21 protein-coding genes and 1 riboswitch are annotated in these 21,119 nt (G+C 35.6%); of the genes, 19 read left to right on the top strand and 2 right to left on the bottom strand.

Translation table 11 applies throughout. The features are described from left to right. From ccsB to MHI47_RS07645, 6 genes are all read left to right on the top strand, one after another. Entirely contained in the window at positions 1-1,185 is a 1,185-nt protein-coding gene (ccsB, locus tag MHI47_RS07620; protein WP_093534809.1) for a c-type cytochrome biogenesis protein CcsB, read from the top strand. 171 nt (positions 1,186-1,356) lie between these two features. Further along, positions 1,357-2,073, top strand: a complete 717-nt coding sequence (locus tag MHI47_RS07625; protein ID WP_093534807.1) for a response regulator transcription factor — start codon at positions 1,357-1,359, stop codon at positions 2,071-2,073. Beyond that, positions 2,066-3,850 (top strand): ATP-binding protein, encoded by a 1,785-nt coding sequence (locus MHI47_RS07630; RefSeq protein ID WP_340830319.1) that lies wholly within the window; start codon positions 2,066-2,068, stop codon positions 3,848-3,850. The genes MHI47_RS07625 and MHI47_RS07630 overlap by 8 nt, the downstream gene beginning before the upstream one ends. A 45-nt stretch (positions 3,851-3,895) precedes the next feature. Next, on the top strand, positions 3,896-4,432 hold the full coding sequence (sigX, locus tag MHI47_RS07635) for an RNA polymerase sigma factor SigX (RefSeq protein ID WP_093534803.1): 537 nt from the start codon (positions 3,896-3,898) through the stop codon (positions 4,430-4,432). Beyond that, positions 4,425-5,672 carry a hypothetical protein gene (locus tag MHI47_RS07640; RefSeq protein ID WP_340830321.1) on the top strand — a complete coding sequence of 416 codons (1,248 nt, stop codon included), beginning with the start codon at positions 4,425-4,427 and terminating at the stop codon, positions 5,670-5,672. The genes sigX and MHI47_RS07640 overlap by 8 nt, the downstream gene beginning before the upstream one ends. Before the next feature lie 263 nt (positions 5,673-5,935). Continuing rightward, a riboswitch (FMN riboswitch) is annotated at positions 5,936-6,068 on the top strand. A gap of 153 nt (positions 6,069-6,221) precedes the next feature. Then, positions 6,222-6,815, top strand: a complete 594-nt coding sequence (locus MHI47_RS07645) for an ECF transporter S component (RefSeq protein ID WP_093534799.1) — start codon at positions 6,222-6,224, stop codon at positions 6,813-6,815. Between the two features lie 732 nt (positions 6,816-7,547). On the opposite strand, the gene MHI47_RS07650 is transcribed toward MHI47_RS07645, so the two are convergent. Beyond that, complete coding sequence (locus MHI47_RS07650; RefSeq protein ID WP_093534797.1) at positions 7,548-7,796, bottom strand: ferredoxin; 249 nt, start codon at positions 7,794-7,796, stop codon at positions 7,548-7,550. Positions 7,797-7,906: 110 nt separating this feature from the next. Here MHI47_RS07650 and MHI47_RS07655 point away from each other — a divergent pair, with 110 nt between their 5' ends. From MHI47_RS07655 to MHI47_RS07680, 6 genes are all read left to right on the top strand, one after another. Further along, positions 7,907-8,941, top strand: coding sequence for a helix-turn-helix domain-containing protein (locus MHI47_RS07655; RefSeq protein WP_340830322.1), 1,035 nt, complete (start codon positions 7,907-7,909; stop codon positions 8,939-8,941). After that, positions 8,934-10,349, top strand: a complete 1,416-nt coding sequence (locus MHI47_RS07660; protein WP_340830324.1) for a RecQ family ATP-dependent DNA helicase — start codon at positions 8,934-8,936, stop codon at positions 10,347-10,349. Before MHI47_RS07655 ends, MHI47_RS07660 begins: the two co-directional genes overlap by 8 nt. 80 nt (positions 10,350-10,429) lie before the next feature. Continuing rightward, entirely contained in the window at positions 10,430-11,038 is a 609-nt protein-coding gene (locus tag MHI47_RS07665) for a LysM peptidoglycan-binding domain-containing protein (protein ID WP_093534791.1), read from the top strand. Positions 11,039-11,112: 74 nt separating this feature from the next. Next, positions 11,113-11,745, top strand: a complete 633-nt coding sequence (locus MHI47_RS07670; RefSeq protein WP_340830325.1) for a CBS domain-containing protein — start codon at positions 11,113-11,115, stop codon at positions 11,743-11,745. A gap of 71 nt (positions 11,746-11,816) precedes the next feature. Further along, on the top strand, positions 11,817-12,584 hold the full coding sequence (locus tag MHI47_RS07675; protein WP_340830326.1) for a metallophosphoesterase: 768 nt from the start codon (positions 11,817-11,819) through the stop codon (positions 12,582-12,584). After that, positions 12,585-13,595, top strand: coding sequence for a YpdA family putative bacillithiol disulfide reductase (locus MHI47_RS07680; RefSeq protein WP_340830327.1), 1,011 nt, complete (start codon positions 12,585-12,587; stop codon positions 13,593-13,595). It begins immediately after the preceding gene. Between the two features lie 178 nt (positions 13,596-13,773). Here the strand turns inward: MHI47_RS07680 and MHI47_RS07685 are convergent, their stop codons facing one another. Further along, positions 13,774-14,739, bottom strand: coding sequence for an asparaginase (locus MHI47_RS07685; protein WP_340830328.1), 966 nt, complete (start codon positions 14,737-14,739; stop codon positions 13,774-13,776). A gap of 72 nt (positions 14,740-14,811) precedes the next feature. Here MHI47_RS07685 and prsW point away from each other — a divergent pair, with 72 nt between their 5' ends. The 7 genes from prsW (at position 14,812) to rpsA (ending at position 21,035) form a co-directional block, all read left to right on the top strand. Continuing rightward, positions 14,812-15,504 (top strand): glutamic-type intramembrane protease PrsW, encoded by a 693-nt coding sequence (gene prsW / locus MHI47_RS07690; protein ID WP_093534783.1) that lies wholly within the window; start codon positions 14,812-14,814, stop codon positions 15,502-15,504. 43 nt (positions 15,505-15,547) lie between these two features. Further along, complete coding sequence (sleB, locus tag MHI47_RS07695; RefSeq protein ID WP_093534781.1) at positions 15,548-16,363, top strand: spore cortex-lytic enzyme; 816 nt, start codon at positions 15,548-15,550, stop codon at positions 16,361-16,363. A gap of 9 nt (positions 16,364-16,372) precedes the next feature. Beyond that, entirely contained in the window at positions 16,373-17,656 is a 1,284-nt protein-coding gene (locus MHI47_RS07700) for a PepSY1/2 domain-containing protein (RefSeq protein WP_340830329.1), read from the top strand. A 76-nt stretch (positions 17,657-17,732) separates the two neighbouring features. After that, the gene (locus tag MHI47_RS07705) at positions 17,733-18,380 is read left to right on the top strand and encodes a flagellar brake protein (protein ID WP_340830331.1); all 648 of its coding nucleotides are present in this window, start codon (positions 17,733-17,735) and stop codon (positions 18,378-18,380) included. Between the two features lie 149 nt (positions 18,381-18,529). Beyond that, positions 18,530-19,204: a (d)CMP kinase gene (gene cmk / locus MHI47_RS07710; RefSeq protein WP_175496167.1), complete on the top strand. Its 675-nt coding sequence runs from the start codon at positions 18,530-18,532 to the stop codon at positions 19,202-19,204. A gap of 1 nt (position 19,205) precedes the next feature. Continuing rightward, positions 19,206-19,793: a lysophospholipid acyltransferase family protein gene (locus MHI47_RS07715; RefSeq protein ID WP_093534775.1), complete on the top strand. Its 588-nt coding sequence runs from the start codon at positions 19,206-19,208 to the stop codon at positions 19,791-19,793. Positions 19,794-19,886: 93 nt separating this feature from the next. Then, positions 19,887-21,035 (top strand): 30S ribosomal protein S1, encoded by a 1,149-nt coding sequence (gene rpsA / locus MHI47_RS07720; RefSeq protein ID WP_093534773.1) that lies wholly within the window; start codon positions 19,887-19,889, stop codon positions 21,033-21,035. The last annotated feature ends 84 nt before the right edge of the window (positions 21,036-21,119 follow it).

Below are 21,119 nucleotides of genomic sequence, written 5' to 3' on the forward strand. Positions count from 1 at the left end.
ATGGATATGGCATCCTTAAGTAGTACATTATTATTTATAGCTTTTGTAGCATATCTTATTGCTACGTTTTTATTTGGAGGAGCAGTAAAATCTTCAAATACTCAAACTACCAAGTCCTTTGATAGATGGGGCAAATTAGCGATTACCGTTACCATTTTAGGATTTATCGCTAATATTGGTTATTTTATCACTAGATGGATTGCTGCAGGACATGCTCCTGTAAGTAATCTATTTGAATTTACTACTGCATTTGGGATGATGGTTGTAGGAGCATTTATTCTTATATACTTTATATATAAAACACCTGCTCTAGGATTGTTTGCTTTACCAATTGCCGTGTTAATCATTGCATATGCAAGCATGTTCCCAACAGAAATTACACCTTTAATACCAGCTTTGAAAAGTTACTGGCTGACTATTCATGTAATTACTGCCGCAATGGGTGAGGCAATTTTAGCAATAAGTGCAGTAGCAGGATTTATATACTTGTTGAAAAATATTGACCTGACAAAAAAATCCAAAGAACGCTTTTGGATTGAGGCAGTTATGTATGTTTTAGTACTTGTTGTAGGATTTGTTGTTTCCACGCTGTCATTTTCACTTGCGGATTACAGTGCAGAGTACTCGTATATAAGTAAAGATGAAACAGAGCATAATATTGAGTATACAATGCCAGCGCTTTTTGGTATGAATGAGTCAGTAGCGATTACAGAAGGTGCATTAGATCCACTTATTGAGATGCCACCCCTAGTAAATGCTAAAAAATTAACTACTGTGGTATGGTCGATTCTAATCGGTTCTGTAATCTATTTATTACTTCGTTTAATATTACGTAAGCGTCTTGCAACTGTATTACAACCACTTACGAAAAAGTCTAATTCTCAATTGATGGATGAAATTGGTTATCGTTCCGTATTAATTGGGTTCCCTGTGTTTACACTTGGGGCCTTAATATTTGCTATGATATGGGCACATGAAGCGTGGTCGCGTTTCTGGGGCTGGGATCCAAAAGAAGTATGGGCTCTTATCACTTTCTTATTTTATGCAGTGTTCTTACATCTTCGCTTATCAAAAGGTTGGGAAGGTAAGAAGTCTGCCTGGATCGCTTTAATCGGATTCATCATAATTATGTTTAACTTGATTGCAGTAAATCTAATTTTAGCAGGATTACATTCTTACGCTTAAAAAAGTGTAAGCTTTTATAAATGCTAACTAGACAGAAACGAAACAGAATGTGTGTACTTGTGGAAAGCTCTTTACTCTTTATATAACAAGGGGGGAAGGGCTTTTCTTTCATTTTGGATACAGTAATTGTACAATGTAAAGTAGATGTTGATAGAAAGGTTTGATAAAACTATGTCTGAAACAATTAAACTTCTAGTAGTTGAGGATGAAGAACGTATTCGTCGTCTTTTGAAAATGTATTTAGAGCGAGAAGGTTACGAAGTAGAAGAAGCTGAAAATGGGGAAGTCGCATTAAAGTTAGCCTTAGAATATGATTATAATTGTATCCTTTTAGATATAATGATGCCTGAAAAAGATGGTATAGAAGTGATGACAGAACTACGTGTTCATAAAGAAACTCCTATTATATTATTGACAGCTAAAGGGGAAGAAGCTAATCGCGTAGAAGGTTTTGAACTAGGAGCAGACGATTATATAGTGAAACCGTTTAGCCCTAGAGAAGTAGTGTTACGAGTAAAAGCTTTGTTAAAACGTTCTACTGCATTTGCACCTTCACAAGGATCGTCTATTTCTAAAGAAATAGTAGTTTTTCCACACCTTACAATAGATCATGATGCTCATAGAGTAACTGCAGATGGTGTAGAGGTAGGTTTAACTCCTAAGGAATATGAATTACTTTACTTCTTAGCAAAAGCACCAGACAAAGTATTTGATCGCGAGCAATTATTAAAAGAAGTTTGGCATTATGATTTCTTCGGTGATTTAAGAACAGTTGACACTCACGTAAAACGGTTGCGTGAAAAGTTAAACAGAGTTTCCGAAAAGTCTGCTAAAATGATTGTAACTGTATGGGGTGTTGGGTATAAATTTGAGGTTATAAATGAATAGACTTTGGAATAGTGTTGTCGGGAAGCTATGGGGAACCATATTGCTTCTCGTCTTATTTGTGTTATTTATTGTAACCGTTTTATTACTTGAATTTTTAGGAGATTTCCATACAGAACAAGCAGAGGACACCCTTCGCAAAGAAGCAGTGACCATAGGGAAAATAGTTGAGCAACATGAAAATGTAGAAGATTCGTTTGAAATAATCCGAGATATATTAGGTACAGAAACGAATACATTAATTGTACGTAATTCTGAGTCCATTTTTTTGTCTATCCATGAGGGCCTCAACAAAGAGGTAGTACAGGAAAAGATATTGGATGATAAGGACTTATCTAAAATATATACATCTAATGAACCAATCGTCAAAAAAATGCTAATGCCCGCTATAAATAGTGAGGATCGGATGGAAGATTATATCATTTTAGCCGCACCTTTAGAATCCAATAAAAATATCCATGGTGCTGTTTTTATCTATCAAAGTTTAGAGGTTGTCAGTAAAACGACAAATAGTACTACGAAAATTGTTTTCTTATCTGGATTTATCGCCTTACTTTTAACTACGATGTTCACATTCTTTTTAACTTCACGAATTACATTACCACTAAGATCTATGAGAGAAGCTGCAATCCAGTTGGCGCAAGGTAATTTTGAAACAAAAGTTCCGTATCTTCAAAAAGATGAAATAGGGGAACTAGGAATCGCCTTTAACCAGATGGGTAAACAATTGAAGCATCATGTAGAAGTGATTAACCAAGAAAAGGAACAATTAGCAAGTATATTAACGTCTATGACGGATGCTGTTATTACTTTTGATACGAAATTTGAAGTTCAAGTTAAAAACCCTCAGGCAGATCTTCTATTCGATAAGTGGTATAAAAATTTGGAAGCAACAGAAGATTCTAAACTTCCTGCTGAGCTCCAGCACTTATTGGAATATGTGTTTGAAGTAAAAGAAGAGTTTGACGAAGAATTAGAGATTAAAGGATCCTATTTTGCAGCATCTATAAGCCTTTTATATTCAAGTGGAAATGTCGTGCGAGGAGCAGTAATCGTGCTTCGTGATATGACGGAACAACATCGTTTAGATAAAATGAGATCAGATTTTATCGCGAACGTTTCACATGAGTTAAGAACTCCTATTTCGATGCTTCATGGGTATTCAGAAGCAATAATCGATAATGTAGTGACCACGGAAGAAGACAAAAATGAAATGATGCGTATTATATATGATGAATCTAAGCGAATGGGAAGATTAGTAACCGAATTGTTAGATTTAGCACGCTTAGAGTCAGGATATCTTAGTATATATAAAGAGAACGTTCTAGTCGTTCCGACAATTGAAAGAATTACGCAAAAATTTGACCAGGCTGCTAAAGAAAAAGATATTGGCTTGTACTTTGAACATAACCTGACAGAGAACTTATCCATGCATCTAGATGAGGATCGTATGGAGCAAGTACTAACCAATTTAATCGATAATGCACTTAGACATACTCCAGAAAATGGTTCTGTTACCGTGCAATTGAGTATGACAGACGCACAGTTCGTTATAAAGGTTATCGACACAGGGTATGGGATTCCGAAAGAAGATCTTCCATATGTATTTGAACGTTTTTATAAAGCAGATAAAGCCAGAACAAGGGGAAAAAGTGGCACAGGCTTAGGATTGGCTATTGCTAAAAACATAGTAGAACGACATGATGGTGTGTTATCAGCGGAAAGCGAAATAGGGATAGGAACATCCTTTATCATTAAATTGCCAATAGAAACCGTGTAACAAATACTTACTTGAAACGACTAATTGATAGAACGGGGGGAGCATATGAATGACTCCGTTTTCCACCGCTTGTATGATACCTATCATCAAGATGTTTTTCAGTTTCTCATATATTTGGTGAAAAATAGACAAACTGCGGAAGACTTGGTCCAAGAAGTATATGTACGAGTACTCAGAGCTTATAGTAGCTTCGAGGGGAAAAGTTCAGAAAAAACATGGTTATTCTCAATAGCCAAAAACATAGCAATTGACCATTTTAGAAAACAAGCTGTCCGGAAAAAGAGATTATTTGACTCATTTGACTGGGAAACGATGCAACTTGCATCTTCAGATATGCTACCGGAAGATTTAGTGCAGCTCAATGATGAGATGAGAACATTATTAGTTGCGTTGGATGATTGTACGGGAGATCAGAAAATGGTTATTATAATGCGGTATTTCCAGGAGCTTTCGATTGCAGAAACATCGGAAATCTTAAATTGGTCCGAAGGGAAAGTGAAGACAACGCAACATCGTGCAATAAAAGCACTTCGTGAGCGATTATCTGATAAGCAAAAGGAGGCAGATGTTCATCATGAGTGAGAAAAAAGCAGAAGACCGTGAATTAGATGAACTATTAAAAAAGATGCCCAAGTTTACAGATAAGCGCTCAAAAGAAGAAATTTACCAGCAGCTTAAGTCAAAAATAGAAACGCAAGAGAAATTTGAGCAACGTAAACGAATACAGGTGTCTATGAACAAATGGCTACCATTTATCATTTCTGTAGCATCTGTATTATTATTAACCGTACTCGTCTCTTCCTATATAAATAACAATGAGAGTTCCACAGCTGATACTGTCGAAGAATCGACCACAGCAGACGATCAAATGAGAACTCTAGAAGTACCAGAGGAATCCTCTATGGATGCTAAGGAAGAAGAATCTGTTGGTATGACAACTATGTCTGAAAAGTTAGCTCCTAATGTAGAATTAGCCCCATTTGATAGGACTTTTACTTCTGTTTATGAGCAGGATTTAGGGGATGGAACGGTATTTCATTTTTCTCTATTGGAAAATGCGCTCACTGTACCAATCACGATTGTCATTCCTCAAGAGAAAATAGAAGCGGATTTTCCAAATATGGAACCTAGTAGCTTAGAATTATATAATCAGTATGCTTTGGAGATTGACGAAACTTCTCTTGGTTTCCAAGAATATCATCCTTACAAAGGCTACTTTATAGCAGAAGGTAAAATATTAAAACATTACTTACCAGCAGATCATGGTTACGATTCTGCACCTGGAACAGCTGTACCATACATCTCTTCAATCAATGAAGTCTTTACCGATTTTGATTCGTTCTTAAGAGTAAATGAAGATGGATCCCCAATCGAATGGGATCAAGTAGGTACTATAGATGAACCTTTGGTGTTAACTGGTACAGAGCAGAAGGTAAATTATTTTGCATATAAGGCTTTTAATCAGGTGACCTATTTAACACCAAACTTCAATAAAACTTTCAATACACTATTAGAAGCATTGCAGGGGATGAAAAATCCTGAAAATGAAATTTATACTTCTGTTATTCCGAATGATGTAACTTATTCAGTTAAGGAAGATAAGGGACTTGTTGTACATTTTGATGAGCCTTTAGATTTGGAATCACTAAATGCAAGTGAGGCATCCCGTTTGATAGAAGCTTTCTCGCTTACAGCTGCAAGCTTCAATCAAACTATCCGATTAGAGAATATCGTACAAGAAAAATGGAATGAAGTAGATTTTTCAAGTCCACTTCCAGTTCCAGTGGGTCCAAATGGTTTTACTATGCAAACAATTCAATAATAAAAAATGCCATTGCTTATTAACTTAAGCTTGGCATTTTTGTTTTAAGATATATGTGATAGCCCATACATTTGTGAAAATAGCCCATAAGGCTTCGAATACCGCCCATAAGCAATCCGATACAGCCCTTAAATTTTTATTATCGCTCATAACATAAATTTGCCTAGTATTCTCAGTTGCAAACAGGTCTGTTGCATATATTGTTTTAATTTGATAAAATGTTATTAATTCAAGATATATTCTTGGAGGACAACAAAATATTGATTCATCTTCGGGGCAGGGTGCAATTCCCGACCGGCGGTATTAGAAATTTATTTCTTCAGCCCGCGAACCTTAACAGGTTGATTTGGTTAAATTCCAAAGCCGACAGTATAGTCTGGATGGGAGAAGGTGAAGGTGCAGTCGTTTTTCGTATGCTTATACGGATACGCTTATTAAAGTGTACCTTGTTTCTCCCTTGAACTTCTATAAGTTCGAGGGATTTTTTAAGTATGCAAACGTTCTGAACCTTTCTTCTTGTGGAGTGAATCGCAAAAGGAGAGAGGATTTATGTTAAAAGGCAAAACGCGAATGCTTATTGCAGTCGCAATGCTGAGTAGTATTTCTTTTGTTTTAATGCTACTTGCATTTCCATTACCGGTTTTACCGGCTTATTTAAAGGTGGACTTTAGTGATATACCAGCATTAATCGCTGCAATCACAATGGGACCAGTTGCAGGAATTTTAGTCGCATTTTTAAAAAATGTGCTAGATTGGTTATTTGCAGGAAGTCCAACTGGTGTACCTGTTGGTCATATGGCTAACTTTGTAACTAGTATCTTGTTTATCACACCTGTGTATTTGATTTATCGCAAAGTTACTTCGTCCAAAGGCATTATGGCAGGACTCGGAGCAGGTACAGTCTCTATGGCTATTGGGATGAGTGTACTAAATTATTATGTATTTTTACCAATGTACGCTTATTTCTTAAATTTCCCTATGGAAACAGGCACTGCTTTGTTTAATACGATCATTTTTGGTATATTACCATTTAATCTTATTAAAGGTATATTAGTAACGATCGTGATGATTGTTTTATTCAAACGAATGAAGCCATTGCTTGATAAAGTAACTAGTTCATATATGAAACCTAATACAAACTAACAAAAAGTTGTTTCTCCACTAGGAGGAACAACTTTTTTTAAAAAGAAAATATACTTGGTTCATGGAGCTGAAAAGAAAGAATGATAATACTGATTTTCGCTTCAGGTGTACGCTTTCCGCGGGCTTGGCTTCAGCCTCCTCGTTCGCTGCGCTTCTGCGGGGTCTTCAGCTCAAGCTACCCGCTGGAGTCGCCGCCTTGCGCTACAATCGAATAAACGAGTAGTACCCAACAAGAAGATTTAACATAGCTTATCGCTTAAGTCACAAGAGTGTTAAAATCTTAGAAATGGAAAAGTTATTTGTATTCACTTTTGAATTAAATGTTATTTTTATCCATTGATAGATGAAGAAGGTAGATTTCTCGTACATTAGTGGAAATAAAGAGAAATAGTAAGTGTTGCCAAAATAAAAAAGCAAACGAGTGAACGAAATTGCATCTTCGGGCTCGCACGATGTGGGTCAGGCAGTCGTTGCGACAGGATGTCGCGTACTTAGACTGTCATCCATCACCTCTAAGAATAAGAAAGTATCTTATCTCTAGTTATCTAAAAACGCCCTTACCTGTTTCTAAATGTTGTAGAAGGGTGAGACAGTCAAACGATAGTAATAAGTCTGTCCAAAGCCATGCGAAAACAATTGAAACGGATATTGACCGACCTAGCGTCTATTTGTCTGATATTATTAGAATGAAAAATGGTGATTATGACAAAGTCACAACCACCATTCCATATACTATTCGTATTTCAGTGCGTCGCCTTCGAATGATTCATCTGCGACTTTAATAGAATCAGTAGGACAGCCTTCAAAAGCGTCTTCCATATCTTCCATTAGTTCTTCTGGAACTTCTGTTGTACCCATGTTATTATCTAGAATAACGAAGGCAATACCTTCATCATCATAGTCATAAATATCTGGGGCAGCGGCTCCACATGCTCCGCACGCTATACATGTATCTTTATCTACAATTGTATATTTTGCCATTATTATATTCTCTCCTTTATAACTACTAACACGAATATGCTATCGTATTCATTCTAAAGATGTTTTCCCTATATTTCAACCAAAATACTTCAGAAAAGAGAGGTATTCCTATGCATTTTCATCAAATATTACTATTTATTATACATAAGTTATCCGGACAACGTTCTGAGAATGCTCCTTATTATTTATTAAAAGGTAAAAAATCAGGACAAACTATTCAAGATGTGACATATTTTCAACTTCATGCTTTTTTCTCTATTCTCCCACAATTATCGAAGGAAGACTATGATATTGGAATTAATGAGTTGCATAACCTTGATCTAATTCAGGTAGAGGAATCACTCGTCTATATTACAGAAAAAGGAATAGCTACAGTAGGGGAAGGTAAAGAGTTTCTATTCAATGGCTGGGAATACAGAGGGAGGGAACAATTATTTTGGAAAAGATTGGACTTAGTGATCCAAACTTTGTCCCAGTTCCAAGCAAAAGAGAAAAAATTTGTGCCAAACCAAAAGGATATGGCTATTCAGAATTTCGTCAAGGACTTCCTCATCCAACATAACTTTCGTGAATTTAACTTGAGTAATGATCTAAAGCAAGAGATATTCCGATTGCTTGAAAGTCCTTTGTTAAATGATTTACACAGGACATTATTTGTTTATCGACTTAGTGGATATAAAAAAACTGGTTTGACTTGGGAACAATTGTCTCGTTACTATGATTTAACTGATATGAACGCAAAGATAAATTTCTTAGAGTGCTTACATAATATATTGGACAATATTGATATAAATACTAGTCCTTTGTTGTTTTCTTTAGCAAAAGGTATTCATCTAGACACTCCTCTCACAGATTCTGCTTTTAAAACGAATAGCCTTTTTGAAAAAGGGTATACAATGGAGGAAATAGCTAGAATAAGAAAGTTAAAGATTAACACAATAGAAGATCATGTAATTGAAATAGTTTCATCCGATAAAAATTTCTCTGTTTCGGCATTTATATCGAGTGAGCAAGTTGAAAAGATTCTTCATTTATCCAAAGAGTTACATACGAAAAAGCTTACTGTGATAAAAAATAGAATACCCGAACTAACTTATTTTCAAGTACGTTTAGCACTAACAAAGGGAGAACAAATTCATGGATAAATTAAATGAAATTCTTCAGAAAAGATTTGGCCATGCTACTTTTCGTGCTGGTCAACAAGAAATAATTGAACAAATAATAGAAAAAAAAGATGTTATCGCAATACTTCCTACAGGAATGGGGAAATCACTTCTCTACCAACTACCTGCTTATCTGATGGAAGGTACTGTGGTTATTGTGTCACCTCTTTTGTCCCTTATGCAAGATCAAGTGGAACAATTGAAAATACTTGGAGAAAAAAGAGTTATTGCTATTAATTCCTTTTTATCTTTGCAGGAGAAGGAGATGGCTATTCGTCGATTAGCTGACTATAAATTCATATTTACTTCTCCCGAAATGCTGCAAAATGAACAATTTAACCTAGCACTTCGAAAACTTTCTATTGCTTATGTAGTGGCGGATGAAGCACATTGTATCTCACAATGGGGCTTTGATTTTAGACCAGATTATTTAAGGATTTCCACTTGGCTCCAATCAATTGGTTCAGTGAACGTTCTAGCCTTAACAGCTACTGCGACAGCCGAAGTGGTGGATGATATTAAAAAAACTCTACAAATGAATGCACCATTTGAATATATTCATTCACTTGATCGACCGGCTATAGCCTATGAAATGATAGAGGTAGATAACCAACAACAAAAAATGAAGTGGATACTAGGCAGAGTCACCTCCACAGAGGGGCCAGGAATAATTTATACACAGTCTCGTAAAAAGACAGAGACATATGCAGCAGCACTGCGAGAACAAGGAATTTCAGTTGGATTTTATCATGCTAAAATGGAACAAAGTGATAGAATATTAATCCAGCAGCAATTTCAGCAAGAGCAACTAGAGTGGATCTGTGCGACAAATGCATTTGGAATGGGTATACACAAAGATAATATAAGACAAATTATTCATGATCATATTCCAACTTCGATTGCGGGGTACATGCAAGAGGTTGGAAGGGCTGCGAGAGATGGAAAACAAGCAATCGCTTCTCTTTTGTATACTCCAACGGATGTGGAGCAAACTTTTTACGTTACGATGCAAGACTTCCCTGAGGAACAAGACATTCAAATTGCTTACCAATCTTCTTATTCTGAAGTCGAACAAGCAGAAACAACGACCCGAATTCTTACTTACTGGAAAGAACGTTTAAACGAACATGAAACAATTGAATTATTTAAGGATATAAAACAAAAGAAGTGGCAGGATATACAAAAATTTTATACCATGATACGAAATGATATATGTATAAGACAACAACTACTTCATTATTTTGACCAAAGATTGATAGAGAAACCGTACTATTGTTGTTCCAAATGTAAGATGGAAGCTGCGAATATTTTACAAAAACGAACAGAGGAAAAGAATAGTCAAGAAGAATTAAATTGGAAAAAAAGGTTAAATATCCTCCTTCCTACATAATACATTTGATAAGTTTACTTTTTCTACAATATTCGTCATAATAGAAGTAGAAATGATGGCAGAAATGGAGTTTGAGTAAAATGAACCAAGATGATTACCAAAAAAAAATCGACGAACATCGACAATCCATAGGACAAGATGACGATTCTAATAACATGAGAAGAAGTAGAAGTTTAAATAAGAAACCCAAGAAGAAATCTAAGAACCTATTAATTCCTACCGTATTTTGTGTTTTCATATTAATACCAGTTAGTATATTTATCTATGTTCAATTTTTCTATCAAGCCGATCCAAACAAGGCGGAAGTAGTGAAAAATGATGCGATACATGTTGAAACACAATCAATTAATAACGGAACAAAAAAAGATGAAACAAAAGAAGAAGTGACTCCAACAGAACCTGTTACTCCTGAAACAACGGAGCAGCAAGCTGAAAAGCCTGCAGAAGTAGTCAAAGAGGAGCCAAAAAAGGTAGTTGTGGAAGAGCCTAAGAAAGAACCAGCGGCGGTGGAGAAAACGGAACCTACCGAAGTTGCTAGTTCTAGAACGCATATCGTAAAGGAAAATGAAACACTATATCGGATAGCGGTCAATTATTATAAGGATGGAAATGCTGTCGAAAAGATAAAGTCTGCTAATGGCCTGTCTTCAAATGAAATTTCAGTTGGTCAAAAGTTAGTACTACCTTAAACATAGAGAAAGAAGGATATTTCTTTTAAATGTTGAATATATAAAGTATATCCTAAGTTGGAAGAGGTGCTAAAATGTTTGTAAAAAGTGTTATGATCCCAAAAGAAAAATGTGTAACAGTTCAAGTAGATACAATAGTCTCATCGGCTCTTCGTCTACTTGAAGAAAAAGAAATGGATGCTTTACCTATTTTAGATAATGGGAAATATGTTGGTATGTTCAACAAATATCTTTTATATAAAGCTCATTTTTATAGTAAATTGGATAAAGAAGCTTTCATGGAGCAAACGAAAGTTACGGATATTATGACAAACGAAGATGTTTTTGTTGGTTACGAGGATGTTTTCGAAAACGCAATGATTAAGCTTCATGATTTCCCAGTCCTTGCTGTTGTTGAGGAAGGGAAGTTCCTTGGATTAGTTACACGCTATGATGCAGTAGAACAGTTTAAAAGTGCATTTGGTATGAATAGTAAAGGAACGCGTATTACATTCACCTCGGTGGAATCAGAAGGACGGATTCAAAAAATGACAGATGTCCTTCATAAATACCATGCCTCTGTTATTTCAATCGTAACTTTTGATGAGACCGATAAATTATTCAGACGCATTGTATTAAAGATTGAAAATGATTCAAAAATGGATCGAATTTTAGCTGATTTAGAAAAGTCAGGTTTCCGTGTACTACACATTGATAAAGAAGAGTAGAATGATCAATTGCACAAGTGCAGGGCAGGGGAATTTCCCTGTCCTTTTCCATGTTGTTTGGGGGTATAGAATTGGTTGTATGGATTATTAGTGTTTTGTTGTCTATCGTAATTTTGCTTTTCTTATATATGTTATTTTTAGCTTTTCAAACTAACGTTCATACCCATTCTTTGTATATCAATGAGTGGACAAAAGATATTCAATTTCGTGTCTTTTTCATATCAGATATTCACCGAAGAAAAATAAGTGATAAGCTAATTCAAAGCCTCATCGGTAAAGTAGATATAGTTGTAATAGGTGGAGATTTGACAGAAAGAGGCGTTCCTTTAAAAAGAACAAATGAAAATATTAAGCAGCTTGCTAAGCTTGGAAATACTTGTTACGTATTTGGGAATAATGACAGAGAAGTTGGTGCGCAGAACTTAAGTGATATCTTAGAAGCACATGCTGTTTATATATTGGAAAATCGGTCTGTTGAGTTTGAAAAAGATAAATTTTCCTTACGCATTGTTGGGATTAACGATGGTTTCGAAGGGAATGTAAAAATGTATGAAGCTTTCAAGGATGTTAAAGAATCTGATGTCATCGTTTTTGTCACCCATGCTCCAGCCTATTTCAATAATGCTAAAAAAATAAGTAAGCCACATCTTCTTTTAGCTGGTCATCTTCATGGCGGCCAAATACGCTTTGGACCATTTGGAATTTATGAAAAAGGAAGCTACAGAGAAAAAGAAAATAGTGCTGAACTCATTAGCAATGGTTATGGCACAACGGCAGTTCCACTTCGACTTGGAGCGAAATCTGAATGCCATCTCATTACCATTAGTGGAAGACATTAAGTGAATAAAAGAAAGGAAGTTTTTTGGGTGTATCAACAAGTAGATGTATTAATAGTAGGGGGAGGTCCTTGTGGGTTATCAGCTGCTATTTCTACACAAAATATTGGACTAAAAACCATCGTAATTGAAAAGGGAAATGTTGTAGAGGCTATTTATAATTATCCTACACATCAGACCTTTTTTAGCACAAGTGAGAAATTATCAATAGGTGATGTACCATTCATAGTAGAAGAGAGAAAACCAAAACGAAATCAAGCTTTGGTTTACTACCGAGAAGTAGCAAAACTTAAAAACATTGATGTTCATAAATACGAACAAGTTCTAAAAGTAGAGAAACAAGAAAATAATTTTTTAGTATATACATCTAAAGAAACTTATTTGGCAACGTATGTAGTCATAGCAACTGGCTATTATGATCATCCAAATTATATGAACATACCAGGCGAGGAATTAGCAAAAGTTCGTCATTATTTCAAAGAGGGGCATCCCTACTTTGGGTTAGATATATTAGTAATAGGTGGGAAAAATTCTGCGATAGATGCAGCCTTAGAACTGAACAAAGCAGGAGCCAATGTTACAGTAGCATATAGAGGAAATGAGTATTCACCAAGTATAAAACCTTGGGTACTTCCAGAGTTTGATGGTCTTGTAAGAAATAAGGAAGTACAAATGCACTTTAATACAGAAGTAATAGAAGTAGGGGCATCTGAGGTAACGCTAAAGGGTAGTCAAACAGGCGAGTTTCAAATACCGAATGACTTTGTATTTGCAATGACTGGGTATCATCCTGATCATGCATTTATAAGGGAAATGGGTGTGGATATTGACGAAGCTACAGGTAGACCATCCTTTGATGCAGAAACAATGGAAACAAATGTAGAAGGAATTTTCATAGCAGGTGTTATTGCGGCAGGGAATAACGCAAATGAAATTTTCATTGAAAATGGACGATTCCATGGGGATCAGATTGCAAACGAAATTAAAAGAAAAAATAATAATCAAACTGACTAACCCAAAAATCATCCATCCGCAAGTATCAGTACATTAAGAGCGAGTATTCAGCAATTGAACGTAAGTAAAAGACGTCTCTCTCCAAGTCCCTATAAACACTATTAACCAACATAAAAAAGTAGCATGACGTAAACTCAGTTACGTCAGCTACTCTTTTTTTATCTTCCTAAAACACAACTCAAAAAATATACTCAATCGCTTTTAGCGGATCAGGATGGTTCAGTGCAATTAGTAAAGCAAGGCGAGCTTTTTGTCCATTTAATCCTTGCGCAAAAATCACACCTGCATCTTTAAGACCTTTTCCGCCACCTTTATAACCATACACATCTTGCGCAATTCCATTAAAGCATCTGGAAACTAATACAATCGGAATCCCTTTATTTAATGTTTCTTCTATCACAGAGACAAGGCGAGGGGGTACATTTCCTTGCCCTAAACCTTCCAATACTATTCCATCATATCCAAGATCAATCGATGCTTGTAGCAAGTCTGGCTCCATTCCTGCATACACTTTAAACAATGCAACTTTTTTTTCGATATGCTCAATTGGAAAAACAAGACGATGATTGGGAGAATGGTGAAAATGTACTATTGATTTAGATATAAATCCTATTGGGCCATATTGCGGACTCTGAAAAGTACTAACATTGCTAGCGTGAGTCTTCGTCACATTTTCTGCAGTATGTATTTCATCGTTTAATACCACTAGTACACCTTTCATTTTTGCATCATCCGAAGAAGCCACTTGTATCGCTGATAACAAGTTATATAGCCCGTCAGCTCCTATCTCATTGGATGAACGCATGGCACCTGTAAGGACAATAGGAATGTCCGTATCTACTGTGAGATCCAAAAAGTAGGCAGTCTCTTCTAATGTATCTGTACCATGTGTAATAACAACCCCATCAATATTGTCCGATAAAATATATTGGTCAATAAGCTGTTTTAGCTCCATCATCTCGATAGGTGTTATATGAGGAGAAGGGAGATTAAAAGCATCTATTTCCACAATATTAGCTAATGATCTAAGTTTTTCTGCCTCGATTAAAAGCGGATTTTGATCTGCTGGTACAACAGCTCCTGTTTCTGCATGTACTTGCATGGATATCGTACCACCTGTGTGAATTAATAAAATAGTTTTCATAGTGAGTAAGTACCTCCCAAAATTTGCGTATTTAAGGTATAATAGTAATAATGAAATGGAAGGAGTAAGTTTATGTTTATACTACTTTCCGTTGCAATAGCCCCTGCTTTAGCACTGTTAAGCTATTTTTACTTGCGAAAAGAAATTTCTGCAGAACCCTCCAGATTATTGTTACATACATTTATATATGGCGCCATATTAACGTTTCCAATTTTATTTATTCAACATGTTCTTCAAGAGGAACAGATCTTTTCTTCTCTATTTATCCATCAAGCTATTGTAACGAGTGCACTAGAAGAGTTTTTTAAATGGCTAGTTCTAATTGTCGCTATCTACAAACATGTGGAATTCGATGATCCCTATGATGGCATATTATATGGTGCTAGCGTAGCACTAGGTTTTGCGACTGTGGAAAATATACTATATTTATTGAACTTTGGTATGGATGAAGCTATCTTACGTGCAATTCTACCTGTTTCCAGTCATGCGCTATTTGGTGTTTTAATGGGATATTATATCGGTAGAGCGAAATTTACTACTTTAACTAAATCTCGTTATGAAATATTGTTTGCATTAATAGCACCGCTATTCTTACATACTATTTATAATAGTATATTAAGTATTACAGGACTAGAGCTTTTATTGATGGTACCATTCATGTTGTTTTTGTGGTTGTTTAGTTTATCCAAAGTTAAAAAAGCTCATGTTCTATCTCGTAGAAAAAGATATGCAAATCATGAATATTACGTTGAAGAAAAAGTCTAGCAAATGCTAGACTTTTTTTGTATAATTTGGCGCATCTTACTCCATGCTAAGAAAAAAGGAGAGATGTCGTTTGAAACAACTAAAGTACATCCTGATTAGTTTACTATTTTGTACATTCAGTTATTCGTTTATCAGTGAGCAACCAACTACCCAGGCTTTTTCTGCTCAGACATTAGAACGAGGTGCCTATGGAGACGACGTTATTGAACTCCAGGCAAGATTACAGTATATCGGATTTTATAAGAGTGACATAGATGGCAAGTTTGGTTATAGTACCTACTGGGCATTAAGGAATTTCCAGGAAAAATACGGTCTGCCGATAGATGGACTGTTAGGACAAGACACTAAGAAAAAACTAGTAGGTGTTTCGGATTACGATAAAAAATTTGTACACGATCAAATAAATAAAGGAAATAGTTTTACTTATTACGGTGGGATTGATCTAGATAAACAAGTAAAAAACAAAAAAGAAGAAAGTACAAATATGCAATTGCCACCACAATATTCGGAAAAAGATTTGAAATTGATTGCAAATGCTGTATACGGTGAGTCGCGTGGAGAGCCTTATGAAGGACAAGTGGCAGTTGCTGCGGTAATTCTAAATCGGGTTGAACATCCTGAATTTCCAAATACAGTTTCGGAAGTAATCTTTCAACCTTTAGCCTTCACTGCAGTAGCGGATGGACAGATTTGGCTTGAGCCAAATGAAAGGGCTAAGGAAGCAGTATTAGATGCACTCAACGGTTGGGATCCTACTGAAAATGCTATTTATTACTTTAATCCGAAAACAGCAACTAGTAAGTGGATTTGGAGCCGACCACAAATTAAAACAATTGGACAGCATATATTCTGTTCATAAGGAGATAAAATGAAAAAAATTATATGGGTTATCGTGTCTACTGTTGCTGTAGTCTTCCTTGTGTATCATTTCTCTGTTCAGTCTCAAAATAATAGGCTTGAGAATGCATTAGCAGTACAATATTCAAATCAATTGACCTCAGCTTCAGAGAAATTGACGAAGCTAACAGAATCCGTAGATCAGACAATGCTGTTTACCGATAAGGAAGCATTAGAGCAGCCTTTAGATGATGTGTGGAGGATTTCCTCGGATATAAGAACTTCGATAAGTGCATTGCCGATAAATAACGAAACATCTGCTATATGGATGAATTATCTAAACAGATTAGGAAATGGTGCTGCACAAGTCAAAGATGGCAAGGTTCCTATTGAAGAATGGCAAAAAAATATGGCTGGTGCTAGAGAAAACTTGCAGGAACTTTCAAATCAGTGGGCATTTACAAACAAAGACGGTGGGAGTAAGGATTATATTGTTAAAGCATTTGTTCAGAACAAATTAGATCAAAATGGCGAAAAGAGTTGGAAGTCGCTAGGTAACTCAGTGAAAGCTTATACAGAAAGCGATTTCCCAATGACTGCTAGTGAAGCGGATCAACAAAAGAAAAAAGATTTACAGCATATTAAAGACGCCGATATTACATCAGCGGAAGCAAAAGAAAAGTTCTTTAAATTGTTTCCAGAATTTAAGGACGCAAAGATTCACATAACGGAAAGCTCACAGGATGCCCCTTATCCTTTTTACCATATCCAATTTCATGAAGGTATTCGTATAGGATACGCAGATTTGACTAAAAAAGGTGGACATTTACTATCCTTTTTAATGGAAAGACCTTTTGAAAAGACAACTATAACTGTGCAGCAGATGAAAGATAAGTCCGCTGAGTATATTAAAACTTTAGGATTTACTGACACGGAGATGGTTGAATATCGTGAAAATTCGATTGCTTGGCATTTATCATTTGCAAGAAAAGCGGAGGATAACGATGCTTTAATTTATGCAGATGGAATCCAATTAAAGATTGCGAAGGATAATGGAGAATTGCTTGGCTTAAATGCGATGGAATACATTCAAAAAGAAAAAATTGATAAACAAAAAATAGTACCAATCGATAAATCAGAGCTTTTTTCAAGTAACTTTTCGGTAGAAGAAGAGCGATTAGCATATGTGGAAAATAAACAGCTACAACAACGTTTGGCCTATCAATTGATAGCTGTAAACGAGTCTATTGGCACATATAAAATTTATATTGATACTGAAAACCACGAAATTTTACATGCAGAAAAACTTCCGTAGAGCTTTTTTCTATAGAATTATATCCATTTCAGTGTCATAATAGAAAATATATTATGACACTAAAAGAGGATTGCCTATGAAAATCAAACTTGGTACACAATTAATATTAGAGCCAACCTTTACGGATAAAACGGAAAAATATCAATGTAAAGTTGTGGATTTAGATGATCAATTTATATATATCGACTATCCCATGGATACACTTTCCAATAGAACAGTTTTCCTAATGGATGGTATGCAGCTTAGAGCGAGCTTTGTAGAAGAATCTAAAGCCGTTTATGCATTTCAAACAGAGGTCCTAGGTAAAAAGTCTAAACAAATACCGATGATTAAGCTTGCATTACCGCCAGATTCGGAATTTTTGCGAATTCAGCGAAGAGATTTCGTCCGTGTTAATACTTCTATTGATATATCCGTTCAATTCGAAGAGGAAAGATACCAATTTGTCACAGATGATATAAGCGCTGGAGGAACAGCAATTATTTTAAACACGCCAGTAAATTTTAAAGCAGGTGATGAAGTCTCTTTGTTAATTCCATTGTTGTTTAATAATGGAGATATTAAATACGTCTCCACACTAGCACAAGTGATTAGAATATGGGATAAAGGTTCTTTAACCATCGCTTCTTTACATTTTACGGATACAGATGACTTAGACAAACAACAAATTGTAAGATTCTGTTTTGAACGTCAACTATTGATCCGAAAGAAAACAATGAGTTAAATCAAAATAGAGGTTACCCAGAAGTTTAAACTTTTGGGTAACCTCTTCAAATTTGAAGGAAAAAACAAGTTATATTTTAGAAGCTTGCTTTTTCCTCATTAATGCTGTTCTATGATAAAATGTATAGGAATAGAGTGGAGGCAAATAAAGTGAAAAAACAAATACAAATAGCCATAGATGGCCCAGCAGCAGCAGGTAAGAGCACGATAGCAAAAAAAACCGCAGAGTTATTAGGTTATACATATGTAGACACAGGTGCAATGTACAGGGCAATCACGTATAAAGCATTACAACAAAACATAGATTTGCTAGATGAAGATAAATTAACTGCTTTATTAAAAGAAACTATAATTGAGTTAAAGCCTTCTCCAGAGGGTCAATTAGTATTTCTTGACCAAGTGGCTGTTACGGACGAAATTCGTTCTAAAGAAGTAACATCTTCTGTATCGGCTGTTGCTGCACATGCAACGTTACGGGAAGAAATGGTTAAGAGACAAATGCAAATGGGTAAAAACGGTAGCATCGTGATGGATGGTAGAGATATAGGTACCCATGTATTAAAAGATGCTGAGCTGAAGATATTTATGAGCGCCAGTGTAGAAGAAAGAGCGAATAGAAGATATTTAGAAAACCAAAATAGAGGAATTGAAACAAACTTAGAAGAACTTAAACAAGAGATTGCTTTACGAGACAAGCTAGATAGTGAAAGACAAGCATCGCCATTGATCCAGGCAGAAGATGCTATTTATATAGATACAACATTATTAACAGTTGATGAAGTATCAAATAAAATTATGCAACTAGCAAAAGAAAGGATGTCTTAATTTGAATCTATATTCGTTTGCAAAGACGGTTGTTTTTTCAGCATTAAAACCACTTTATAGATTTGAAGTTATTGGAACAGAACATTTCCCAAAAGATGGAGGGATTTTGTTATGTTCTAATCACATTAATGCTTTGGATCCACCGGTAGTAGGCATATTAGCACCGCGACCTGTGCACTTTATGGCAAAAGCAGAATTATTTAATGTACCCCTCTTAAAAGGTATATTACCTGGCGTTAACGCCTTCCCGGTGAAAAGAGGGCTTAGTGACCGAGACGCACTTCGAACAGCTATTAAACTCTTAAAAAGTGGGGAAGTTGTAGGTTTATTTCCGGAAGGAACTAGAAGTAAAGATGGCAAGCTAGGAAAAGGATTTAGTGGAGCAGGGTTCTTTGCTTTACGCGGGGAAGCTAATGTTGTTCCTTGCGCAATAATTGGCCCCTATAAACCTTTTAAAAAGTTAAAGGTAGTCTATGGTGAACCAATTGATATTGCGCCGTATCGTGAAAGAAAAGCTTCTGCTGATGAAGTTACTGAAAAAATAATGGAAAAAATAGCTGAGTTATTAGAAGCACATCAGTCTAAATAGTTAGAATCTTTTCGTTTTTAAAGTGCTTCCTTTTGTAATTCTGTATCAGTTCGCATAAAATAGAATAGAAACGCTGTGAAGGAGGAATATCATATGTCTGAAGAAATGAACTTAAACGACACGAATGAGTTTAAAGAGGGTGAACTAGTAAAAGCAACGGTTGCACAAGTAGATGAAAAGTCTATCATTGTAACAATTGAAGGAGCACCTTTTGACGGGATAGTACCTATAAGCGAACTATCTAGCTTGCATATTGAAAAAGCATCCGACTCCGTTTCCATAGGTGACGAATTAGAGCTAATGATTACCAAAGTGGAAGAAGCTAACTTTGTCCTTTCTAAAAGAAGAGTAGATGCAGAAAAAGCTTGGGATAGATTAGAAAAACAATTCCAATCTGGAGAAATAATTGAAACAGAAGTAAAAGAAGTTGTAAAAGGCGGATTAGTAGTAGATTTAGGTGTCCGTGGATTTATACCTGCTTCCCTAATAGAGGATCATTTTGTAGAATCCTTTGAAGATTATAAAGGGAAGGTAATGACCTTTAAAATTGTAGAACTTGAAAAAGAGAAAAATAGACTTATCCTGTCCCATAAAGCAGTTGTTGAAGCTGAAAAATCTGTTAGCAAACAACAAACATTTGAGTCCATTAAAAGTGGGGATATTTTGACGGGTACAGTACAACGTTTAGCTTCGTTTGGCGCATTTGTCGATATAGGTGGAGTAGATGGACTTGTTCATATTTCACAAATTTCGTACGAGCACTTAGACAATGTTACGGACGTTTTAACCGAAGGGCAAGAAGTTAAAGTAAAAGTATTATCGATCGATCGCGATGCCGAAAGAATTTCTTTATCCATCAAAGATACACTGCCTGGTCCTTGGTCTGTGGTAGAAGAAAAAGTTGCAAAAGGAGCAACACTTACTGGGAAAGTGAAGCGTCTAGTTTCATACGGTGCATTCGTAGAAGTATTCCCAGGAGTTGAAGGTTTAGTGCACATTTCGCAAATTGCACATAAGCATATTAGCAATCCACAAGAAGTTTTAAAAGAGGGCGAAGAAGTACAAGTTAAAGTACTAGATGTTAATAGTGCTGAAAAACGTCTCTCCTTAAGTATTAAAGAATTACTTGAAAATGAAGATAAATACAACATAGAAGATTATCAAATGCCAGAAGAATCACGTGGGTTTTCTATAAGTGATGTATTAGGAGACAAGCTGAAAGGCTTCACTAATAATAACTAACATAATATACGATCTTAAACAGGTGACTTCAATAAAGTCGCCTGTTTTTGTCTTTTTGTTGTATAATACAACATAGACGAAGTT

It is taken from the genome of Psychrobacillus sp. FSL H8-0487, from assembly GCF_038008385.1.
Classification (GTDB): Bacteria; Bacillota; Bacilli; order Bacillales_A; family Planococcaceae; genus Psychrobacillus; species Psychrobacillus psychrotolerans.